The organism is Paraburkholderia sp. 31.1, assembly GCF_014397645.1.
GTDB lineage: Bacteria > Pseudomonadota > Gammaproteobacteria > Burkholderiales > Burkholderiaceae > Paraburkholderia > Paraburkholderia tuberum.
Window position 1 is genome coordinate 45998 of sequence record NZ_VZQN01000037.1, and the last position, 18673, is coordinate 64670.

The following is an 18673-nucleotide window of genomic DNA, read 5'->3' on the forward strand; positions in this document are numbered from 1 at the left end:
AGGGTTTCTTATGCGTGCTCTGCGTGTTTCTGTGCCCGCGCTGTCTCGCGGCCGGGGCCGCTGCCTTCATTCGAGGCGGCCCGCGTCAGCATCGTGCGCGGCACGAGCAGGATCAGCACGCAACTGACCAGCAGACACGCACCGAGTGCGTAAGTGCCGTTGTTGATGTCGCCGGTCAAATCTTTCGCCACGGCGGTGATCATCGAACCGGTAAAGCCGGACAGATTGCCGATCGCGTTGATCATCGCGATGCCGGCCGCCGCGGCGGCGCCCGACAGCAGCTGTCCCGGGAACGTCCAGTAAATCGGCATCAGCGCAAGGATGCCGGCGGTGGCGATCGTCAGAAACGTGATCGCCCACACCACATGATGCGCCAAAGCCGCGCTCATGATCAGACCGATTCCGCCGATCAGCGCCGGAATCGCCGCATGCAGGCGCCGCTCGCCGGTTTTCTTCGAATGCGCGGCGTTCGCGAGCGTCGCAATGATGGCCACGCCGTACGGGATCGCGGTCAGCAGGCCGATATGCAGCGGATCCTGCACGCCGGTCGCCTTGATGATCGACGGCAGCCAGAACGCGAGGCCGTAGAAGCCGGTATTGAACGTGAGCAAAATCGCGACCAGCAGCCAGACGCGCGGATCGCGCACCGCCGAGCCGAAGCGCGCTGTCTTGTGCGCGCTTTCGCGCTGCAGATTCGCCGCGAGCAGGCTTTTCTCCTGCGGCGTGAGCCAGCGCGCGCGGTCAATGCCGTCGTCGAGCGAGAAGTACACCACGAACGCGGTCAGCAGCGACGGCACGCCTTCGATCAGCAGCATCCATTGCCAGCCCTGATAGCCGAGCAGGCCGGCCGTATGGTCCATCAGCCAGCCCGACACGATGCCGCCGAGCATCAGGCTGACCGGCATTGCGATCAGAAAGCCTGACATCACGCGACTTTGGCGCTGCGACGGAAACCAGAAGTTCAGGTACAGAATCACGCCGGGGAAGAAGCCGGCCTCGCAGAGCCCGAGCAGAAAGCGCAGGCTGTAGAACATCGTCGCGGTTTCGACGTGCGCGACGCGCGCGAGCGGCGCGACGAACGCGAGCGCCATCGACACGAGCCCCCACGTGAACATGATCCGCGCGATCCAGAAGCGCGCACCGTAGCGATGCAGGAACACGTTGCTGGGCACTTCGAAGATGAAATAGCCCCAGAAGAACACGCTCGCGCCGATCGCGTACATCGTGTCGGACAGGCCGAGATCGTCGAGCATCTGCAGCTTCGCGAAGCCGACGTTCACGCGATCCAGATACGCAACCACATAGCACAGCAACAGTACCGGCAGCAGCCGGCGCACGACCTTGCGATAGGTCCTTTCCTCGAACTCGTCGACGCGCGCGGCGGGCGCGACGATGGCGGGCGGCACAGCGGTCATTCGTATCTCCATCAGCGTATTTTTGGTCGGAAATGCCGTTGCCTCGCGGCTCGTGCGATTTGGCACCGCCGGTTAAGTTACCGGTAACATTTCTAGCTGTGGATGTTACGCCCGGCTTACCAGCCGGACAACCGAGGGATATCCCTGATCTGTTTAATTAAGGGGAGTGCTAGTGCGCCATCTACGCGCTATCGCGTGCAATCACCGTGAAATCGATCTTCACCGCTTTCCTGCGCTGCACCTCACCCGCTTCGCGATCGGCGAGCGCCGCGAGCAGCGTTTCGCCAGCGCGCAGGCCGATGCCGTACGCGTCGACCGACACCGTCGTGATGCTCGGTTGACAGCACCACGACACCTCGAAGTTGCCGAACCCGGCGACCGCGATGTCGCCCGGCACCGACAGCCCGCGCCGGTGACACTCCATGATCGCGCCGAACGCCGACATGTCGCTCACGCACATCACGGCCTCGGTATCGGGCCACGCGTCGAGCAATGCGCCGATCGCCGGTGCGCCGTGGCTCATCGTGATCGGCGAATCGCCGAGCCGGATCACGCGCGGCTCGCCGAGGCCGAGCGCCTTGATTTCGGCGACGTAGCCGCGCATCCGGTCATGCCCGCGCCGGTCGCGCTCGCTGGCACCCGCGATGAAGCCGATCCGCCGATAACCGCGCGCGTGCAGATGCCGGACCATCGCGCGCGCCGCCGCCGAGTTCGAAAAGCCGACGACCGTATCGATTGGATCGCTGGGCAGATCCCACATTTCGACGACCGGAATGCCGGCGCGCTGCAACAGCATGCGCGTCGCCTCGGTGTGCCGGCCGCCCGTCAACGCGACGCAGCGCGGCTGGTGACGCAGCATCGAGCGCACCAGCAGTTCTTCCTGTTCCAGACGGTAGTCCGTGTCGCCGAGCAGCAGTTGCAGACCGTGCGGGCCCAGCGCGGCATTCAGTCCGCGCACGGTGTCGGAGAAGTTCGAGCTGGACAGCGACGGCACCAGCACCGCGACGAACGCCGAGCGTCCCGACGACAGCGCGCCCGCCGCCGCATCGGCGACGTAGCCGAGTTCGTCGATGACCTTCTGCACGCGTTCGCGAGTCGCCTGCGACACGTTGCGGCCGGCGAGCACGCGCGACACGGTCATCTTCGAGACGCCCGCGCGTTCGGCGACATCGGACATGCGGGGCGGGACTGGCGGCCTGGACGTCATGATAGGTATCGGGGCGAATGCGCGAAAGTCATGGAACGCACATGATAGCGGGCCGCTCCTTGCGGAGCGACCAGGCAACGTCAGGGTCGCGTTTTGCGGCTTGTCCTGTCGCTGTGTTTTTGTCGTCTAGCGCTCGAAGCCCACCGTGCAGCGCGCCTGAGCCTGCCCCGCCGCCGGCGCGCGGAACGAGAACAGCCCGCCCGCCTGCGGTTGATGCTGGCGCTCGACCGCCGTCAGTCCCTTCCATGCGGTGGACACATAGACGGTTTGCAGATCGTCGCCGCCGAACGCGAGCTTCGTCACGTTCGCGCACGGCAACGGCACCTGATCGACCAGCTCGCCCGCCGGCGAGTAACGCTCGATCCGCCAGCCGCCGAACAGCGCGATCCACACGAAGCCGTCGGCATCGACGGCCATGCCGTCGGGATGGCCGTCGCCGGAGATGGCGGCGAAGATGCGCTTGCCCGACAGCGTGCCGTCCGCGGCGACGTCGAAGGCATAAACCACGCGCCGCATCGTGTCGTTGTGATACAGCGTGCGGCCGTCCGGGTTCATCGCCGGGCCGTTCGTGATCACGTAGTCGTCGTCCTGCGCGATTGCCGCGCCTTGCTCGTTCACCCGATACAGCGTGCCGCTCGGCGCCTCTTCCGCATCGTCCATCGAGCCGAACCACAGGCGTCCCCGTGCATCGACGAAACCGTCGTTGAGGCGGTTGCCCGGCAGATGCGGTTCGACCTCGGCGAGCTTGCTGAACTCGCCGCTCGCCGGATCGAAGCGATGCAAGCCGGATGGCAGCCCGCATACGAACGTGCCGTCCGCGAGCGGCGCCAGAAAACCGGGCTGGTCGGGCGCCTGCCATGTTTGCTGCTCGCCGGTCGCGACGGACAGCCGATGAATCCGGCGCCCCTTGATATCGACGAAATACACCGCGTTTTCGGCGGCCTGCCATAGCGGCCCTTCGGCCAGTTCGGCGCCGACCGCCCATACGCACACTGGGACCGGCATGCTCATTCTCCGTACCACCCTGCGTCGACGAAGTAATCGCGGCCGGAGCAGCGTGACGCGTCGTCGGACGCGAGGAACAGCGCCATACGCGCGACGTGCTCGGGCTCGATGCGCAGTTGCAGACACTGACTCGCGACGACCTTCGCTTCGCTCTCAGCCGATTGCCACAGCTGCATCTGCCGCGGCGTCTTCACCGCCCCGGGGATGATGCAATTCACGCGGATGCCCGCGCTGCCGAGATCACGCGCGAGACCACGCGTGAGCCCTTCGATGCCGGCCTTGGCGGTCATATAGATCGCGAGGTTCGGCAGCGCGACATGCCACGACACCGAGCCCAGATTCAGGATCACGCCGCGCCCCGCGCGACGCATACCGTTTGCGGCGGCCTGCGCGCAGAAGAACTGGTGGCGCAGATTCACCGCGATACGGTCGTCCCAGTAGCTCGCGGTGAGTTCGCCGATTTCGTGCCGGTCGTCGTTGCCGGCGTTGTTGACGAGCACGTCGATCGGGCCCACCGCATCGACGATGTCGGCGAACGTGTTTTCGATCGCGTCGACATTTTTCAGGTCGCAGCGGCGAAACAGCGGCGGATGCTTCGCGTGGCGAAGCGTTTCCTGCAGCGCGAGCGAATCGTGCTCGGCGACGTCGAGGAAGAACACGCGCGCGCCTTGCTGCGCGAAGGCCTCGACGATCGCGGCGCCGATCCCGCCGCCGCCGCCGGTCACGACGATGGTTTCGTCCGACAGACTTGGATAGGTTGCGTACGACATCAGATTTTCCACTTGTTACGAGTAGGACCACATACAGGACGGCGCTCGCCGCCCTGACCCGCCGCTCAGGCCACGATCTCGACCTCGCTCAGCATGCGCCAGTTGCATTCGAGCGTTCTCGTCGCGGAGCCCGCGACGGCGACCGTGCCGCTCAGATGAATGTCGCGGCTCGAGCTGCCGACCAGCAGATCGAAGTCACCGGGCTCGACGATACGCTCGCCGCACGCGTCGGTGAAGTTCAGCATGTCCACCGGCAGTTTCACGCGCACACGCGCCGACGCACCGGCCGCGAGCGGCACGCGCGCAAACGCCTTCAGCTCGCGGACCGGCCGCGCGACCGACGCGTGCCGGTCGCGCACGTAGATCTGCACGATCTCGGTGCCGTCGCGCGCGCCGATGTTGTCGACCGTGAAGCTCAACTCGATCGTACCGCTTTCGATCGGCACTTCGCTGTGCGCGAGCGCGAGACCGCCGTAACGGAACTGCGTATAGCCGAGACCGAAACCGAACGGATAGCGGCAGCCGAAATGGTATGCAATCGGCGTTCCCGCGCTCTTCAGACGATGGTTATACACGTACGGCACGGCGCCCGCGCTCTTCGGCACCGACAGCGGCAGACGGCCGCTGAAATTGGCGCGGCCCACCAGCAGATCGGCCAGCGCCTCGGCGCCGCGCTCGCCCGGCGCGAACGCCATGATCTGCGCGGCGATGCGCTCTTCGAGGCCGCCGAGATTGTACGGACGGCCGCCCGTCATCACGACGACCGTCGGCGTGCCGCTATCGACCACTGCCTGCAGCAACGCCTGCTGCACACCCGGCAGGTCGAGGCTGTCGGTATCGGACCCTTCGCCGACCGTGCCGGACTGGAACAGGCCCGCCAGATCGCCGACGAACACCAGCGCGACGCCCGCTTGCCGCGCGGCCTCGACCGCGGACGCGATGCCGTCGGTGTCCTTGCTGATCAGCTCGTCGCAATGCGCGTCGCCGGTCAGATCGAGCGACACGTCGCCCGGGAACACTGGCGCGCCCGCGCGGCGCTCCTTGATGATGTCGCAACCCTGCGCGTGAATGACGCGCTCGTCGCCGAGCAACGCGCGCAGCGAACGCAGCGGCGTCGCGATCGAAGCAATGGACTGCTCGCCGCTGTTGATCAGGTGCACCGGGAAGCTGTAGCCGGCGAGCAGCGCGAGCGGATCGTCGGCGGTCGGGCCGATCACCGCGATCTTGTCCGGGCCGTGCGCGTCGAGCGGCAGCACGTCGCCTTGATTGCGCAGCAGCACCGCCGATTCGAGCGCGACCTGATACGCGGTATCGCCCGCGGTCGCGCTTTTCACGTCGACGCGTTCGGGATCGACGTACGGATTCTCGAACAGGCCGAGCTGGAATTTCACGCGCAGCACGCGCGAGACGGCGGTGTCGATCGTCGCTTCGCTGATCTCGTTGCGCTCGAGCGCTTCCTTCAGATGCACCGCACACTCGTGACCCGGCAGCTCGACGTCGAGGCCGGAGTTGAACGCGAGGGCCGCAGCCGACGCGCTGTCGCGCGCCACCGCATGATGGCTGAACAGCAGGTCGACGCCCGCGTAATCGGCGACGACGAGACCGTCGAAGCCCCATTTCTCTCGCAGCGTGTCGTGCAGCAGCGCGCGATCGCCATGACAGGGTACGCCGTCGACGTCGTGATAGGCGGGCATCACCGAGCCCGCGTTCGCGAGCTTCACGGCCATTTCGAAAGGCAGCATGAACACGTCGTTGAGCTCACGCGGACCGACATGCACCGGCGCATGATTGCGGCCGCCTTCGCTCGCCGAATGACCGACGAAATGCTTGAGCGTCGCGAGCAGATCGCGCTGTTCGCCCTGCAGGCCCTTCACGTAATGACACGCGAGCACGCCAACCAGATACGGGTCTTCGCCGAGCGTCTCCTCGGTGCGGCCCCAACGCGGGTCGCGCGACACGTCGAGCACCGGCGCGAGCCCCTGATGACAGCCGATCGAGCGTGCCTGCTCGCCGATGATCGTGCCCACTTCGCCGACCAGTTGCGGATTCCACGTCGCCGCATAGTTCAACGGCGACGGGAACAGCGTCGCGTCCTTGATCATGAGCCCGACGAGGCATTCCTCGTGTGACATCACCGGAATGCCGAGGCGCGTGTCTTCGACCATCTTGCGCTGCAGCTCGTTGAGCGCGCGTACGCCTTCTTTCGGATCGACCGTATGCGTGCCGAGCGGACGCGTGATCTGGCCGAGGCCATGCTGCAGGATCTCGTCGACCGTGATCTGGTTGGCGCTCTGTGCGAAATCGATGCTACGCGCCTTGTGATTGCCATCGGCCGACAGCTTCAGCCACGCGGCGTGAAGCTGCGCAATCTTTTCGTCGAGTGTCATGCGCGCGAGCAGATCGGCCACGCGCTCTTCCACAGCTGCGGCTGGATTGCGGTAGAGCGGGACCTCACTTTGGCGAAGCAACATCGAAAACTCCTTTTTTTATCGTGGTGTACGAAGCGCATGAAGCGCCGACAAATCCGTTGTTTCTGACAAGCGTGCGGCATGGCGTTGCTTCAGCCCGGATGCCATCCCTTCTATTTCAGATACCTTTCCAGACTTCGCAGTCCTGCTAATCGATCGAACGCAGCCGCGACTCGAATTCGCCGTGTTTGATCGACTACGGGTCGTTCGTCGCGTCTAGCGACGCGATGCAACGGGACCGCGCTTGCTCGCGTCGTGCAAGCAGCGCGATCGCAAGCGGATCAGTGCAGACGCGGCAGCGCGAAATCCTTGTCGTCGAACACGTGGCACGCGTGTGGTGCGAACGCCAGTTCGACGCGTTCGTCGTGCGTCACGCCACCGTCGCCGGGCAGCTTGGCGATCATCGCGTTGCCGTCGCGCACGCCACCGTCCACATGCACGTAGCTGTGCTCGCCCATCCGTTCGACCAGGCGCACGGCGCAGCGGATCGTCTGCACGCCGGCCTGCGCCGACGGCAGGGCAAGATGCTCCGGCCGGATGCCGAGCGTGACCTGCGAACCGGCGCGCTGCCTGCGGCCGTCGACCTCGGCGCGCACGCGCTCGCCCGTGGTCAGCTCGACCTGAATGCCCTTGTCGTCGACCGCGAGCACCGTGGCCGGCATGAAGTTCATCTTCGGCGAACCGATGAAGCCTGCGACGAAGCGGCTCTTCGGCCGGTGGTACAGATCGAGCGGCGCGCCGATCTGCGCGATGCTGCCGTGCTTTTCCATGTCCGCGCCGGCGTGCAGCAGCACGATCTTGTCGGCGAGCGCCATCGCTTCGATCTGGTCGTGCGTGACGTACACCGCGCTCGCGCGGTTGAACTCGCGATGCAAACGGGCGATTTCGGTGCGCGTCTGCACGCGCAGCGCGGCGTCGAGATTCGACAGCGGCTCGTCGAACAGGAACACGCCGGGCTCGCGCACGATGGCGCGCCCGATCGCCACGCGCTGGCGCTGGCCGCCGGACAACGCAGCGGGGCGGCGTTCGAGGTAGCTGTCGAGTTGCAGCGCGGCAGCGGCGCTGCGCACCTTCTTGTCGATGGTGGCCTTATCGACCTTTGCCTGACGCAGGCCGAATGCCATGTTCTCGTACACGCTCATATGCGGATAGAGCGCGTAGTTCTGGAACACCATCGCGACCTGGCGCTTCGCGGGTTCGACGTTGTTCATCAGTTGACCGTCGATGCGCAGTTCGCCGTCGGTGATCGATTCGAGACCGGCGATCATGCGCAGCAGCGTGGACTTGCCGCAGCCCGACGGCCCGAGGAACACGCAGAATTCGTCCCTGCCGACTTCGAGGTTGGCGTCGCGGATCACCGAGTTACCGCTCGTATAGGACTTCTGTATGTTAGTGAGAGAGATGCTTGCCATATCGTTTATGCGAAGTTCGGTGTGCGGGCCACTTTAGCCCGCACGATTCGAGGTGGTGTGCGATGCGGATCAGCCCTTGAGCGAGCCGGCCATCATCCCCTTGATCACGCGCTCCTGACCGAACGCGTAGGCAACGATCAGCGGCAACGACGTGAGCACGAGGACGGCCAGCATCGAGGGTATGTTCGACGCGTATTGCCCCATGAAGTCCCAAATCGCGAGCGGCAGCGTACGGTGCTCGGCCGTCGACGTGAGCATGTACGCGAAGATGAACTCGTTCCACAGACCAATGCCGTTGAAGATCGTCACAGTGGCGAGCCCCGGTGCCGAAAGCGGGAAGAAAATACGCCAGAAGATGCGGAACGGACTGCAGCCGTCGAGCTGCGCCGCTTCTTCGAGTTCGCGCGGAATCTGGCGCATGAACTCGGTCAGGATGAAGATCGACACCGGCAGACTGAGGGCCACATAAGGACCGAGCAGCGCGAACGCGGTGTCGTAAAGGCCGAGGTTGCGCGTGAGCAGATAGATCGGCACGAGCGTCGCATGCAGCGGCACGATCATGCCGGCGACCACCAGACCGAACAGCGTCTTGTTCAGCGAGAAGCGCAAGCGCGCAAACACGTAGGCCGCCATCGCACTGATGATGACGATCAGCAGCACCGACACGCCCACCGTGAACACGCTGTTACGGAAATAAGTGAAAAACGGCCCCTGCAGCACAGCCGCGTAGTTACCCCAATACAGGTGGCTCGGCGGCGCCCACACTGACGTCGCGAAGGTCTCTTCCTGGCTCTTGAAGCTCGATGCGACCATGAAGAGAAACGGAATCGTCGTGACGGCCAGCCAGATCAATGCCAGCAGAGGAACCCCCAGGCGGGGGAAGCGTAGTTTCTTGTTCATGGTTCAGACCTCGGTTGCATAACGGCGGGTGAAGTACATCGACACCGCCGCCACCGTGATGACGATAAGGAACATCGCCGAGCCGATGGTGCTGCCGTAGCCGAGTTGAAACGAACTGAACACCGTGCGATACATGTAGGTGGCCATCACCTCGGACGAGCCTTCGGGGCCGCCACCGGTCATGACGAAGACGAGATCGAAGTAACGCAGCGAGCCGAGCACGGACAGCAGCACAGCGGTGCGCACCGTGCCTTGCAGGTGCGGCAGCTTGATGCGCCAGAAAATGGTCCACTCGGATGCGCCGTCGAGGAGCGCAGCCTCGTTGACCTCGGCCGGCATCGACGAGAGGCCGGCGAGAAACAGAATCATGTAGAAAGGCGCGTTCTGCCAGATGATCACGGCGATGGTCGCAGCCAGCGAAAAATGCGGATCGCCCAGCCAGTCCTTCGCGAGGCCATCAAGCCCGAATGCCTGCAGCGCGACGTTGATCGGACCGAAATTCGGATCGTAGATTTGCTTGAACAGCACACCGATCGCCACGCTCGACATCAGCAGCGGCAGGAAATAGAGCACCTTGAGCAAGCGCGAGCCACGACCGGCCTTCTCGAGCAGCACGGCGAGCGCGAGCGCGATCGGAAGCTGGACGACGATCGACGCGACAGCAAGAATCACGTTGTTCTTCAGCGATTGCCAGAACACCATGTCGTGCGCGAGCCGCGCCCAGTTCGCGAGCCCGATATAACGGGCAGTGTTGCCGAGGCCGTTCCAGTCGAGCAGCGACAGCCGCAGGCTGGAGACGAGCGGATAAAGCAGGAACACGGCCAGCAGCAGCAGCGACGGCGCAAGAAACACAACCGTGACGAGCGTTTGCGATGAAAATCTCAGCCGGCGTTCGGGTGTAGCGGAAAGTGCGATATTCACGGGCTTGTATGCCGACCGGCACCTCGCGGTGCCGGTCGGACTTTTCTTTAGGACTGTAGATCAGCCGCCCTTCTTCGAAGCGGCTTCCATTTGCTGCGCAGCAGCCTCAGGCGTCAGCGACAGACCGAACAGTGCTTGCGTCGTGTCCTTGTGCAATTCACCGAGGGCCGGCGGCAGTGCCTGGTCGTACCAGAGCTGCACGCTCGGAGCGGCGGCAAGCATTTGCTGCAGACGCTGCGTGAACGGATCGTCGATCTTGACGTGATTGACCGGCGGGAGCTTGTGGTCATCCGACGCGCGAGCCTGCATCGCCTGCTCGTCGGTCAGTGCCTGGATCAGCTTGAACGCTGCGTCCGGCGTCTTGCACTCGGTCGAGATGCTGAGGAAGCCGTCGCCGACCGTGCCGATCAGGTCGCGCGGATCACCCTTGCCACCCGGCACGCTCGGGAACGCGAAGAAGTCGAGGTCCTTCGAGAACGTCGGATTTTCGTTCGCGATCGTCGAAGCTTCCCAGGCGCCCATCAGCTCCATGGCAGCCTTGCCCGTGTACAGCAGGCGGCGCGAGGCGCCCGAGTCGTAATCGAGACCGTTGATGCCCGGTGCGAACGCGCCAGCCTTCACGAGTTCCTGAATGCGCTTGCCGGCTTCGACGAACGCCGGATCTTCGAAGCCCTTGCCCTTGCCTTCGATCGCGTCCTTCACGACTTGCGGACCGCCGATACGGTCGACGAGGTACATGTAGTACATCGAACCGGTCCACTTGTTCTTGTTCGCGAGCGAGAACGCTGCAACGTTGTGCGACTTCAGCACTTCAACGACGTGCATCAGTTCATCCCACGTCTTCGGCGGTGTGATGCCGTACTTCTTGAAGACTTCCTTGTTGTAGAAGATCACCGCGGCCGCCGCGTTTTCGGCGGCAACACCGTAGGTCTTGCCGTCGAACGTCGTGACATTCCACGACGCCTGCATGAAGCGGCTGCGGTACGCCGGATCCTTCTCCAGGTACGGCGTGAGGTCGGCGATCTGGCCGGATTTCACGTACTCGTGCAGCCCGCCGCCGCCCCAGTTCTCGAACACGCACGGCGGCTGATTCGCGCCGAAAGCGACCTTCAGCTTAGTCTTGTACGCCTCGTTCAGGACGTGCGAATTCTCGACCTTGTAGCCCGGAACCGCCTTTTCGAATCGATCCGACGCGTCGCGAATGATCTTGCTCGACGACGCATTGGTCTGCTGGTCCCATACCGTGATCGTTTTGGAGTCCGCCGCTACGGCGTTCGAAACAACTGCAGACAACGAAAACAGCAGCGCCGTCGCGCCGATGATGGACCGCGCTTTAAACAAAGCCGGGTACGCCATGGGTGTGTCCCCTCTTCTGGATTATAAGAAATCACCGAAACATTAACGTTAGCCTTAACGTTAGTGAATGTTAGGTCGATGCGTGAAGTAAGGCTATGCGGGATTTTACCTGGTCCCGGCGGGCTGCGACGCAACTGCCGGATAAGATGGACCGATTGTGGGAAAGCTGAAATATAAAGGGTTCTGCTAGAATAACGACTACATAAACGTTATCGCTAACGCGATTAGCGAGTCGACCCATCCAATGACCTCTCGCACACCTTCGACCCGCATGGCAAGACAGACCCCAACGCTTGAGCACGTTGCCAAGCTTGCCGGGGTGTCCCAGATGACCGCGTCGCGCGCTCTCAACGGCCGTCCCGGCGTGTCGCGCGAAACCCGCGACGAAGTCCTGAGAATCGCGTCGGACATCGGTTACGTCGTCAACCGCACCGCGCAGAAACTGTCGGGCGGCCGCAACGGCATCATCGGCATCATCACGCCGACACTCGACACGCAATTCTCCAGCGAACTGATTCTCGGCGCGGGCCGCGCGGCGCGTGGCGCGGGCTGCGAGATGCTGGTCTACACGGTATTCGACGAAGATCGTCATACGCATCACGACCTGCTCGGGCTCATCCAGCAATTCTCCGACGGTATCCTCGCCATTCTTCCGCGCGAGTCGCTGTGCCTCGAGGCGCTCGCCACCGCGAAGGTACCGGTCGTCGTCGTCGATCAGCGCGGCACGCTGACGGGCTTCCCGTCGGTGTCGGTCGACAACTACGGCGGCGCCTGTCTCGCGGTCGAGCACCTCGCCGAGCTCGGTCACAAGCGCATCGCGTTTCTGGCCGGCGACGAAACGATCGAAGGCGTGCGCGACCGGCAACGCGGCTATCACGACACGCTGGCTCGCCTCGGCCTGCAACGCGAAGACTCGCTGGTCGCCGCGGGCGACCTCTCGCAAATGATGGCGTTCGATGTCACGTTCGACCTGCTGAACCTCGCCGAGCCGCCCACCGCGATCTTCACGGCCAACGACCAGAGCGCGTTCGGCGTGATCGCCGCGATCCGCGAAGCGGGTCTGCGCGTGCCGGACGACATCTCGGTGATCGGCTTCGACGACATCCCGATGTCCGAGCAGTTTCACCCGGCGCTCACCACGATCCGCCAACCGTTCCAGCAAATGGCGCGCTCGGCGGTCAACACGCTGCTCGCGCAGATCGCCGGGATCGACGCCGCTTCGCAACGCATCACGCTGCCGGCGGAACTGGTGGTGCGCGATTCCACCGGCCCAGTCCGCACCAGGCAGCGCCGCGGCCGTCACCAGATCGTTTCGACGTAAGTCGACGCGCGCACCTTCGCATCCGAAGTCACGAGCGCGCCGCCATGCGTGCGCGCGGTCGCGACGATCAGGCGTTGATGCAAGGCGAGCGTGGGCGGCAGCGTGGCCGCGCGAAACGCGATCTCGGTGTCGACCGGAATCATCCGCACGCCGTCGAGCGACAGAAACGTCGACATCCAGCTGCGCGCGTCCATCGACAGTCCGAGACTGCCGACCTTCACGAACTCCGCGATTTCGAACGCACTGATTGCCGAAATCAGGATCTCGCCGCCGGCGAGCTCCCGATCGATCGCATCGTGCGCGGCCTGGCTCAGCGCTTTTTGCCTGCCGAGCCAGCACACGAGGGCAAGCGTGTCGAGCGTGATCATTACTCGTCCTGCTCGGCAGTGACAGGCTGCAACGCGTGCTTCAGGTTGAAATGCGTAATCGACGCGCGCAGCAGCTCGAGCGGATTTTCCTGCTTGCTGCGATACGGCCGGATTTCGATGGTGGGTTGCCCGCGGTCGGTGACGACCACGGTTTCACCCAATGCCTCGACCTGACGGAACAGCTCGCAGGCCCGGGACTTGAAAATGGCTTTAGATACTCGCTTTTCCTTGACGCTCTCCACCCAGCAAAAATCCAACGGTATTTTTTGTATCGGGCCGGTGCGCCCTCAGGCGAACACCCGCGATGCGTGGCCCGACATTCTTTATCAACCTTGCTCTCAGTCGTTGCTTCCCAGCCTACTGCCAGGAGCTCCCTCGAGCTCCAATCCAACTCGCGGCGACAACTACCGTAGCCGCGACACAGCCTGCAACGGTCGCGCCAATTCCTGCGCGCAACCGATGCACGTTCATCTAATCAATTGGTTTTACACAGACCGCTCTGGCCATACCGGGTCGTGCCGGATAGCGGCGCGGCGCGTCTTGGCTTGCAATGTTTTGCCCCGTGTTATAGATCTTCGAATAGATGCAAACTTGCTTAACGTTACCCTTAACGTTAGCGGATGTTAATGGCGCATGTTCGCGGCCGCCATGCGGAGTTTACCTAAGCTCCGAACCACTATCCGCCCCCTCGACTGGATCCTTCAAATCAAGCCCGGCAAGGAGAAAGCCCGACGCAAGGGGTCGAAAGTACCGCGTAATATTTAATGCGAACTGGCCAACATCATCGCTGCTTGCGTCAGTCTTCGTCGTTCGATGCAGGGAGCCCGATGAAGGCTCCGCATCGAAATGCACCATCCACGCATGCAACGATTCGCGCGGCTTTACCGTTGCTCACTCGCCGACATCGGCCTGTCAAACCACCGCGCCGACGTCCTCGCCGACTTCGGGTCGCGCGAGGCTCACCGCGGCGCCGTTCGCATCGAACAGCGTGACCGACGACGACGCCACCTTGATCCCGACACGCGCGCCGACCGCGTGCTGCGCGTCCTTCTTGTCGAGCTTCAGCGCGATCGCGTGCGCCATGCCATCGAGTCGAGCATGCAGGATCGAGACGTCGCCGAGATGCTCGACCAGTTCGACACGCGCGGCGAGACCTTCGTCGAGCGAGCCGATGCCCAGATGCTCGGCGCGCACCCCGAGCGTCAACTCGCCACTGACCGGCTGCGCCAGCCGGCCGGGCAGCACGATGCGCTGGCTCGCGCCGGCAAGCGCCACGACGGTTTGCGCATCGCTTCGCGACACCAGCGTCGCGGCCAGCATGTTCATCTGCGGCGAGCCGATGAAGCCGCCGACGAAGCGGTTCGACGGCCGCTCATACAGGTCGAGCGGCGCGCCGGTCTGCTCGATGCAGCCTTTGTTGAACACGACGATCTGCTGGCCCAGCGTCATCGCCTCGACCTGATCGTGCGTGACGTAGATCATCGTCGTGCCGAGTTCGCGATGCAGCTTCGCGAGCTCGATACGCATCTGCACGCGCAGCGCAGCGTCGAGATTCGACAGCGGTTCGTCGAACAGGAACACGCGCGGCTTGCGCACGATCGCCCGTCCGATCGCGACGCGCTGGCGCTGGCCGCCCGACAGCGCCTTCGGTTTGCGCTCCAGCAGATGTGTGATCTGCAGGATCTCGGCGGCACGGCCCACCGCCTCGCGCACTTCCTTTTTCGACTTGCCCGACAGCTTCAGCGAAAAGCCCATGTTTTCCGCGACCGTCATGTGCGGGTAGAGCGCGTAGCTCTGGAACACCATCGAGATGCCGCGGTCCGTGGGCTGCAGATCGTTGACGCGTACGCCGTCGATCAGAATGTCGCCGCCCGTCACCGACTCGAGCCCCGCGATCATGCGCAGCATCGTCGACTTGCCGCAGCCCGACGGTCCCACGAACACCGTGAACTGGCCGTCCGGGATGTGCAGGTCGATGCCCTGGATCACCTGCGGTCCTTCGCCATACGTCTTCGTGACGTTGCGCAATACGAGTTCGCCCATTTGATGCCTCCTCCTCAATCCTTGTACTTGCAGACCCCGCGTGACGCTATCCCACTGCCGCACTACTGCCGTGCCACGCGAGGTTCGATGCGCCCGTCGCCGGGCGTGCGCCTCAGCGCACGGCCGCGACGCCGGCGTGTTGCGCGATCACGTCGCGATACCACAACGCGCTGTCCTTCAGCGTGCGCTCCTGGCTCGCGTAGTCGACGTAGACCATGCCGAAGCGCTTGTCGTAGCCCGACGCCCATTCGAAGTTGTCCATCAGGCTCCAGGCGAAATAGCCCGCCACGTCGACGCCCTGTTTCACCGCGTCCGACAAGGCGGCGAGATGCAGGTCGTAGAAGCGCACGCGCTCGGCGTCGTGCACGCGGCCGTTATCGAGCACGTCTTTCGCCGCGCAGCCGTTCTCGGTGATGTAGATCGGCGGCAACTTGTAGTCGGCGTTGATGCGCGTCAGCAATTCGGTGAGACCTTGCGGATAGACTTCCCAATCCATGTCGGTGAAGCCGAGCGCGCCCGGCGGACGCTTCTCGCCCGATGCGCTCGCGAAGATCCGCGTGTAGTAGTTGACGCCGAGGAAGTCCATCGGCGTGCCGATCACGTCGAAATCGCCGCTCCGGATCACGTCTTGCGGACCGTTCGCGCCATACCATTCCAGCGCCTCGGCCGGATACTCGCCCTTGAACAGCGGGTCCATGTACCAGCGCACGAACTTCGCGTATTCGAGCGACGCGGCGGCCTGATCTTCGGGCGCATCCGTCGCGCCATGCGCCGGCGACTGGTTCAGCACGATGCCGAGCGGCGCCTTCACGCCATCGGCGCGCAGTGCCTGCAACGCGAGACCGTGCGACAGCAGCAGATGGTGCGCGACATGCGCGGCCTTCTTCAGATCGGCGTTGCCCGGCGCGAAATAGCCGGTTGCGTTGCCGAGCCACGCGGTGCACCACGGTTCGTTGTGCGTCGCGATCGATGCAATGCGATCGCCGAGCACGCTGCCGATCTTGCGCGCGTAGTCCGCGAAGCGATAAGCGGTGTCGCGGCTTTCCCAGCCGTTTTGCGTATGCTGCAGCGACAACGGCAGGTCCCAGTGATACAGCGTTGCGAACGGCTGGATGTCGCGCTCGAGCAAACCGTCGACGAGGCGCTCGTAAAACGCGAGGCCCGTGTCGTTGAATGCGCCGCGGCCAGTCGGCTGCACGCGCGGCCAGGCGATCGAAAAGCGATAAGCCTTGACCCCGAGTTCGGCCATCAGGTCGAGGTCGTCCTCGACCAGGTGATAGTGATCGCATGCGACATCGCCGTTCTCGCCGTTCACGACCTTGCCCGGCACGTTGCAGAACGCGTCCCAGATCGACGGGCCGCGGCCGTCCTCATGCGCTGCGCCTTCGATCTGGTAGGAACTGGTGGCGACGCCCCAGACGAAGTCTTCGTTGAATCGATACGTCGACATAGATGATGTTGTCCTGAATGTCACGCCCGCGAGGGCGTGAAAAATGAAAGAGAGAATCTCAAGCCTTGACCGCGCCGGTCGTCAGACCGTCGATCAGACGCCGCGAGGTGAATGCAAACAGCACCAGCAACGGCAGCACCGCGACCGCGGAGCCCGCCATCACCGCGCCCCAATCCGAATTGGTCGGACTTTGCAGAATGCGCAGAGCGAGCGGCAGCGTGTACATCGACGGCGAACGCAGCACGACGAGCGCCGACAGAAAGTTGTTCCACGCCTGAATGAAGCTGATCAGTCCAAGCGTACCCAGCGCCGGTCCCAGCAGCGGCATCACGATGCTCCGGTAGATGCGGAATTCACTGCAGCCGTCGATGCGCGCCGCCTCGATCAGCTCGGACGGAATCGCCGCCGCGACGTACTGGCGCATCAGAAACACGCCGAGCGCGGCGGCCGCGCCAGGTACGTACAGCGCGCGCGGCTGATCGATCCAGCCGAGCAGGTTCATCGTCATGAAGGTCGGAATCATGCCGAGGAACGGCGGCACCAGCATCGCGGTCAGCGCGATCGCGAACAGCGTCTTCTTGAAGCGGAATTCGTACATCGCGAACGCGTAGCCGGCCATCGACGTGACGAGCAGCGTCAGCACGGTTTGCATCGTGGCCGTATAGAAGCTCCAGCCGAGATTGCGCCAGAACGGAATGTGCCGCATCAGCGAGGCCATGTTGTCGAGAAACGCGCTGCCGAACCACAGCGGGGGCGGCATCGAGAAAATCTCGGAACTCGTGTGCGTCGCGAACACGAACATGAAGTAGAACGGCGAGAACATCAGCAGCGCACCGGCCGCCACGATCGCGTAGCCGATATAACGGCCCTTGTTGCTCGACGATTTCATCGCTGTGTCTCCTCGTTCATGCCGCTGCGTTGAAAGATCCGCGTGTTCAACCACATCAACGCGCCGATCGAAATGAACAGCAGCCATGCGATCGAACTCGCGGTGCCGAAATCGCCGTCGTGGAATGCGGTGCGATACATATAGACGGCCGTCGTCAGACCGGACTGGCTGGTACCCATGCCTTCGTTCGGCAGCAGGATGAACGGCTCTTCGAACAGTTGCAGCCCACCGATGATCGACAGCGTGACCGCGAAGAAAATCATCGGCTTGATCAGCGGAATCGTGATGCGGGTGAACTGTTGCCAGCCGTTCGCGCCGTCGATGCGCGCGGCCTCGTAAAGGTCCTTCGGAATGGTTTGCAGCGCCGACAGATACAGCACCGTGTTCCAGCCGACATAGCGCCAGAAGATCACGACCGACACTGCCGGCTTGACGTTCTTCGGGCTATAGAGCCACTCGATCGGATGCGCGGGCACGATCCAGTGCAGGCCGGGCAGCTTGCCGAGTTCGGCGATCGCGAGGTTGATCATGCCGAAGTCGGTCGAATACAGCGACGAGAAGATCAGCGCGATCGCGACGCTCGACGTGATGAACGGCAGGAAGTACAGGCCGACCACCAGGTTGCGCCAGCGGCGAAACGCGGTTTGCAGAAAGAATGCGAGCGGCAGCGCCACCAGATGCTGCGGCACGCCGGACATGATCGCCATCGACGCGGTGTTGTACAGCGACTTCCAGTACCACGGGTCGGTCAGCGTGAACGTGAAGTTCGACAGACCCACCCACTTCATGCTCGCGAGCCCCGCCGTCGCGTCCCAGCTCTGGAACGACAGGTACAGCGAAAACAGCAGCGGGAACGCCATGAATAGCGCGAACAGCAGGAAAAATGGACCGAGAAACAGGTAGGGCGCGACTTTCACCGGATCGAGCCGCGAAGTTCTGCGCGGCGCGGCGAACGGCGCGGGCGAGCTCGGCACGTCGCTCGCGCGCGCATCGCGGGCGACCTCTGGGGTCGTGGGCAGCGGGGTGTTCATCAATAGTTCCGTCCAGTCGGGCGTCGCCGGGATCGATGACCGGCCACGCTGTTTGCAGCAGACTTGCAGCGCACTGCGACACACTTCGGTCGCGGCACGCAGCGTGCCGCGACCTTG

General features: G+C 63.8%; 16 protein-coding genes. 1 reads left to right on the plus strand and 15 read right to left on the minus strand.

Going from position 1 to position 18673, the window contains the following annotated elements:
• Window positions 1–8: 8 nt before the first annotated feature.
• The 9 genes from F6X37_RS26045 to F6X37_RS26085 all read right to left on the minus strand — a co-directional run bounded on the left by F6X37_RS26045 (window position 9) and on the right by F6X37_RS26085 (window position 11454).
• The gene (locus F6X37_RS26045; protein WP_187613281.1) at window positions 9–1415 is read right to left on the minus strand and encodes an MFS transporter; all 1407 of its coding nucleotides are present in this window, start codon (window positions 1413–1415) and stop codon (window positions 9–11) included.
• A 181-nt stretch (window positions 1416–1596) separates the two neighbouring features.
• The gene (locus F6X37_RS26050) at window positions 1597–2592 is read right to left on the minus strand and encodes a LacI family DNA-binding transcriptional regulator (RefSeq protein WP_187613282.1); all 996 of its coding nucleotides are present in this window, start codon (window positions 2590–2592) and stop codon (window positions 1597–1599) included.
• Window positions 2593–2748: 156 nt separating this feature from the next.
• Complete coding sequence (locus tag F6X37_RS26055) at window positions 2749–3633, minus strand: SMP-30/gluconolactonase/LRE family protein (RefSeq protein WP_187613283.1); 885 nt, start codon at window positions 3631–3633, stop codon at window positions 2749–2751.
• Window positions 3630–4397 (minus strand): SDR family NAD(P)-dependent oxidoreductase, encoded by a 768-nt coding sequence (locus tag F6X37_RS26060; RefSeq protein ID WP_187613284.1) that lies wholly within the window; start codon window positions 4395–4397, stop codon window positions 3630–3632. The genes F6X37_RS26055 and F6X37_RS26060 overlap by 4 nt, the downstream gene beginning before the upstream one ends.
• 65 nt (window positions 4398–4462) lie before the next feature.
• Window positions 4463–6868, minus strand: coding sequence for a glycoside hydrolase family 3 N-terminal domain-containing protein (locus F6X37_RS26065; protein ID WP_187613285.1), 2406 nt, complete (start codon window positions 6866–6868; stop codon window positions 4463–4465).
• Window positions 6869–7146: 278 nt separating this feature from the next.
• Complete coding sequence (locus F6X37_RS26070) at window positions 7147–8277, minus strand: ABC transporter ATP-binding protein (protein ID WP_187613286.1); 1131 nt, start codon at window positions 8275–8277, stop codon at window positions 7147–7149.
• Between the two features lie 69 nt (window positions 8278–8346).
• Window positions 8347–9177, minus strand: a complete 831-nt coding sequence (locus F6X37_RS26075) for a carbohydrate ABC transporter permease (RefSeq protein WP_187613287.1) — start codon at window positions 9175–9177, stop codon at window positions 8347–8349.
• 3 nt (window positions 9178–9180) lie between these two features.
• Window positions 9181–10098, minus strand: a complete 918-nt coding sequence (locus tag F6X37_RS26080; protein ID WP_244144714.1) for a carbohydrate ABC transporter permease — start codon at window positions 10096–10098, stop codon at window positions 9181–9183.
• Window positions 10099–10158: 60 nt separating this feature from the next.
• Window positions 10159–11454: an extracellular solute-binding protein gene (locus tag F6X37_RS26085; RefSeq protein WP_187613288.1), complete on the minus strand. Its 1296-nt coding sequence runs from the start codon at window positions 11452–11454 to the stop codon at window positions 10159–10161.
• Between the two features lie 271 nt (window positions 11455–11725).
• Here F6X37_RS26085 and F6X37_RS26090 point away from each other — a divergent pair, with 271 nt between their 5' ends.
• Complete coding sequence (locus F6X37_RS26090; protein ID WP_187613289.1) at window positions 11726–12775, plus strand: LacI family DNA-binding transcriptional regulator; 1050 nt, start codon at window positions 11726–11728, stop codon at window positions 12773–12775.
• On the opposite strand, the gene F6X37_RS26095 is transcribed toward F6X37_RS26090, so the two are convergent.
• The 6 genes from F6X37_RS26095 to F6X37_RS26120 form a co-directional block, all read right to left on the minus strand.
• Window positions 12754–13143, minus strand: coding sequence for a type II toxin-antitoxin system VapC family toxin (locus F6X37_RS26095; RefSeq protein WP_090810623.1), 390 nt, complete (start codon window positions 13141–13143; stop codon window positions 12754–12756). The genes F6X37_RS26090 and F6X37_RS26095 overlap by 22 nt on opposite strands.
• A complete protein-coding gene (locus F6X37_RS26100; protein ID WP_187613290.1) occupies window positions 13143–13385 on the minus strand; it encodes a type II toxin-antitoxin system Phd/YefM family antitoxin in 243 nt (80 codons plus the stop codon). Before F6X37_RS26100 ends, F6X37_RS26095 begins: the two co-directional genes overlap by 1 nt.
• A 670-nt stretch (window positions 13386–14055) precedes the next feature.
• Entirely contained in the window at window positions 14056–15186 is a 1131-nt protein-coding gene (locus F6X37_RS26105) for an ABC transporter ATP-binding protein (RefSeq protein WP_187613291.1), read from the minus strand.
• Between the two features lie 112 nt (window positions 15187–15298).
• The gene (locus tag F6X37_RS26110) at window positions 15299–16636 is read right to left on the minus strand and encodes a GH1 family beta-glucosidase (protein WP_187613292.1); all 1338 of its coding nucleotides are present in this window, start codon (window positions 16634–16636) and stop codon (window positions 15299–15301) included.
• A 58-nt stretch (window positions 16637–16694) separates the two neighbouring features.
• Complete coding sequence (locus F6X37_RS26115) at window positions 16695–17525, minus strand: carbohydrate ABC transporter permease (protein ID WP_187613293.1); 831 nt, start codon at window positions 17523–17525, stop codon at window positions 16695–16697.
• Window positions 17522–18556 (minus strand): carbohydrate ABC transporter permease, encoded by a 1035-nt coding sequence (locus F6X37_RS26120; protein WP_187613294.1) that lies wholly within the window; start codon window positions 18554–18556, stop codon window positions 17522–17524. Before F6X37_RS26120 ends, F6X37_RS26115 begins: the two co-directional genes overlap by 4 nt.
• Between the last annotated feature and the right edge of the window lie 117 nt (window positions 18557–18673).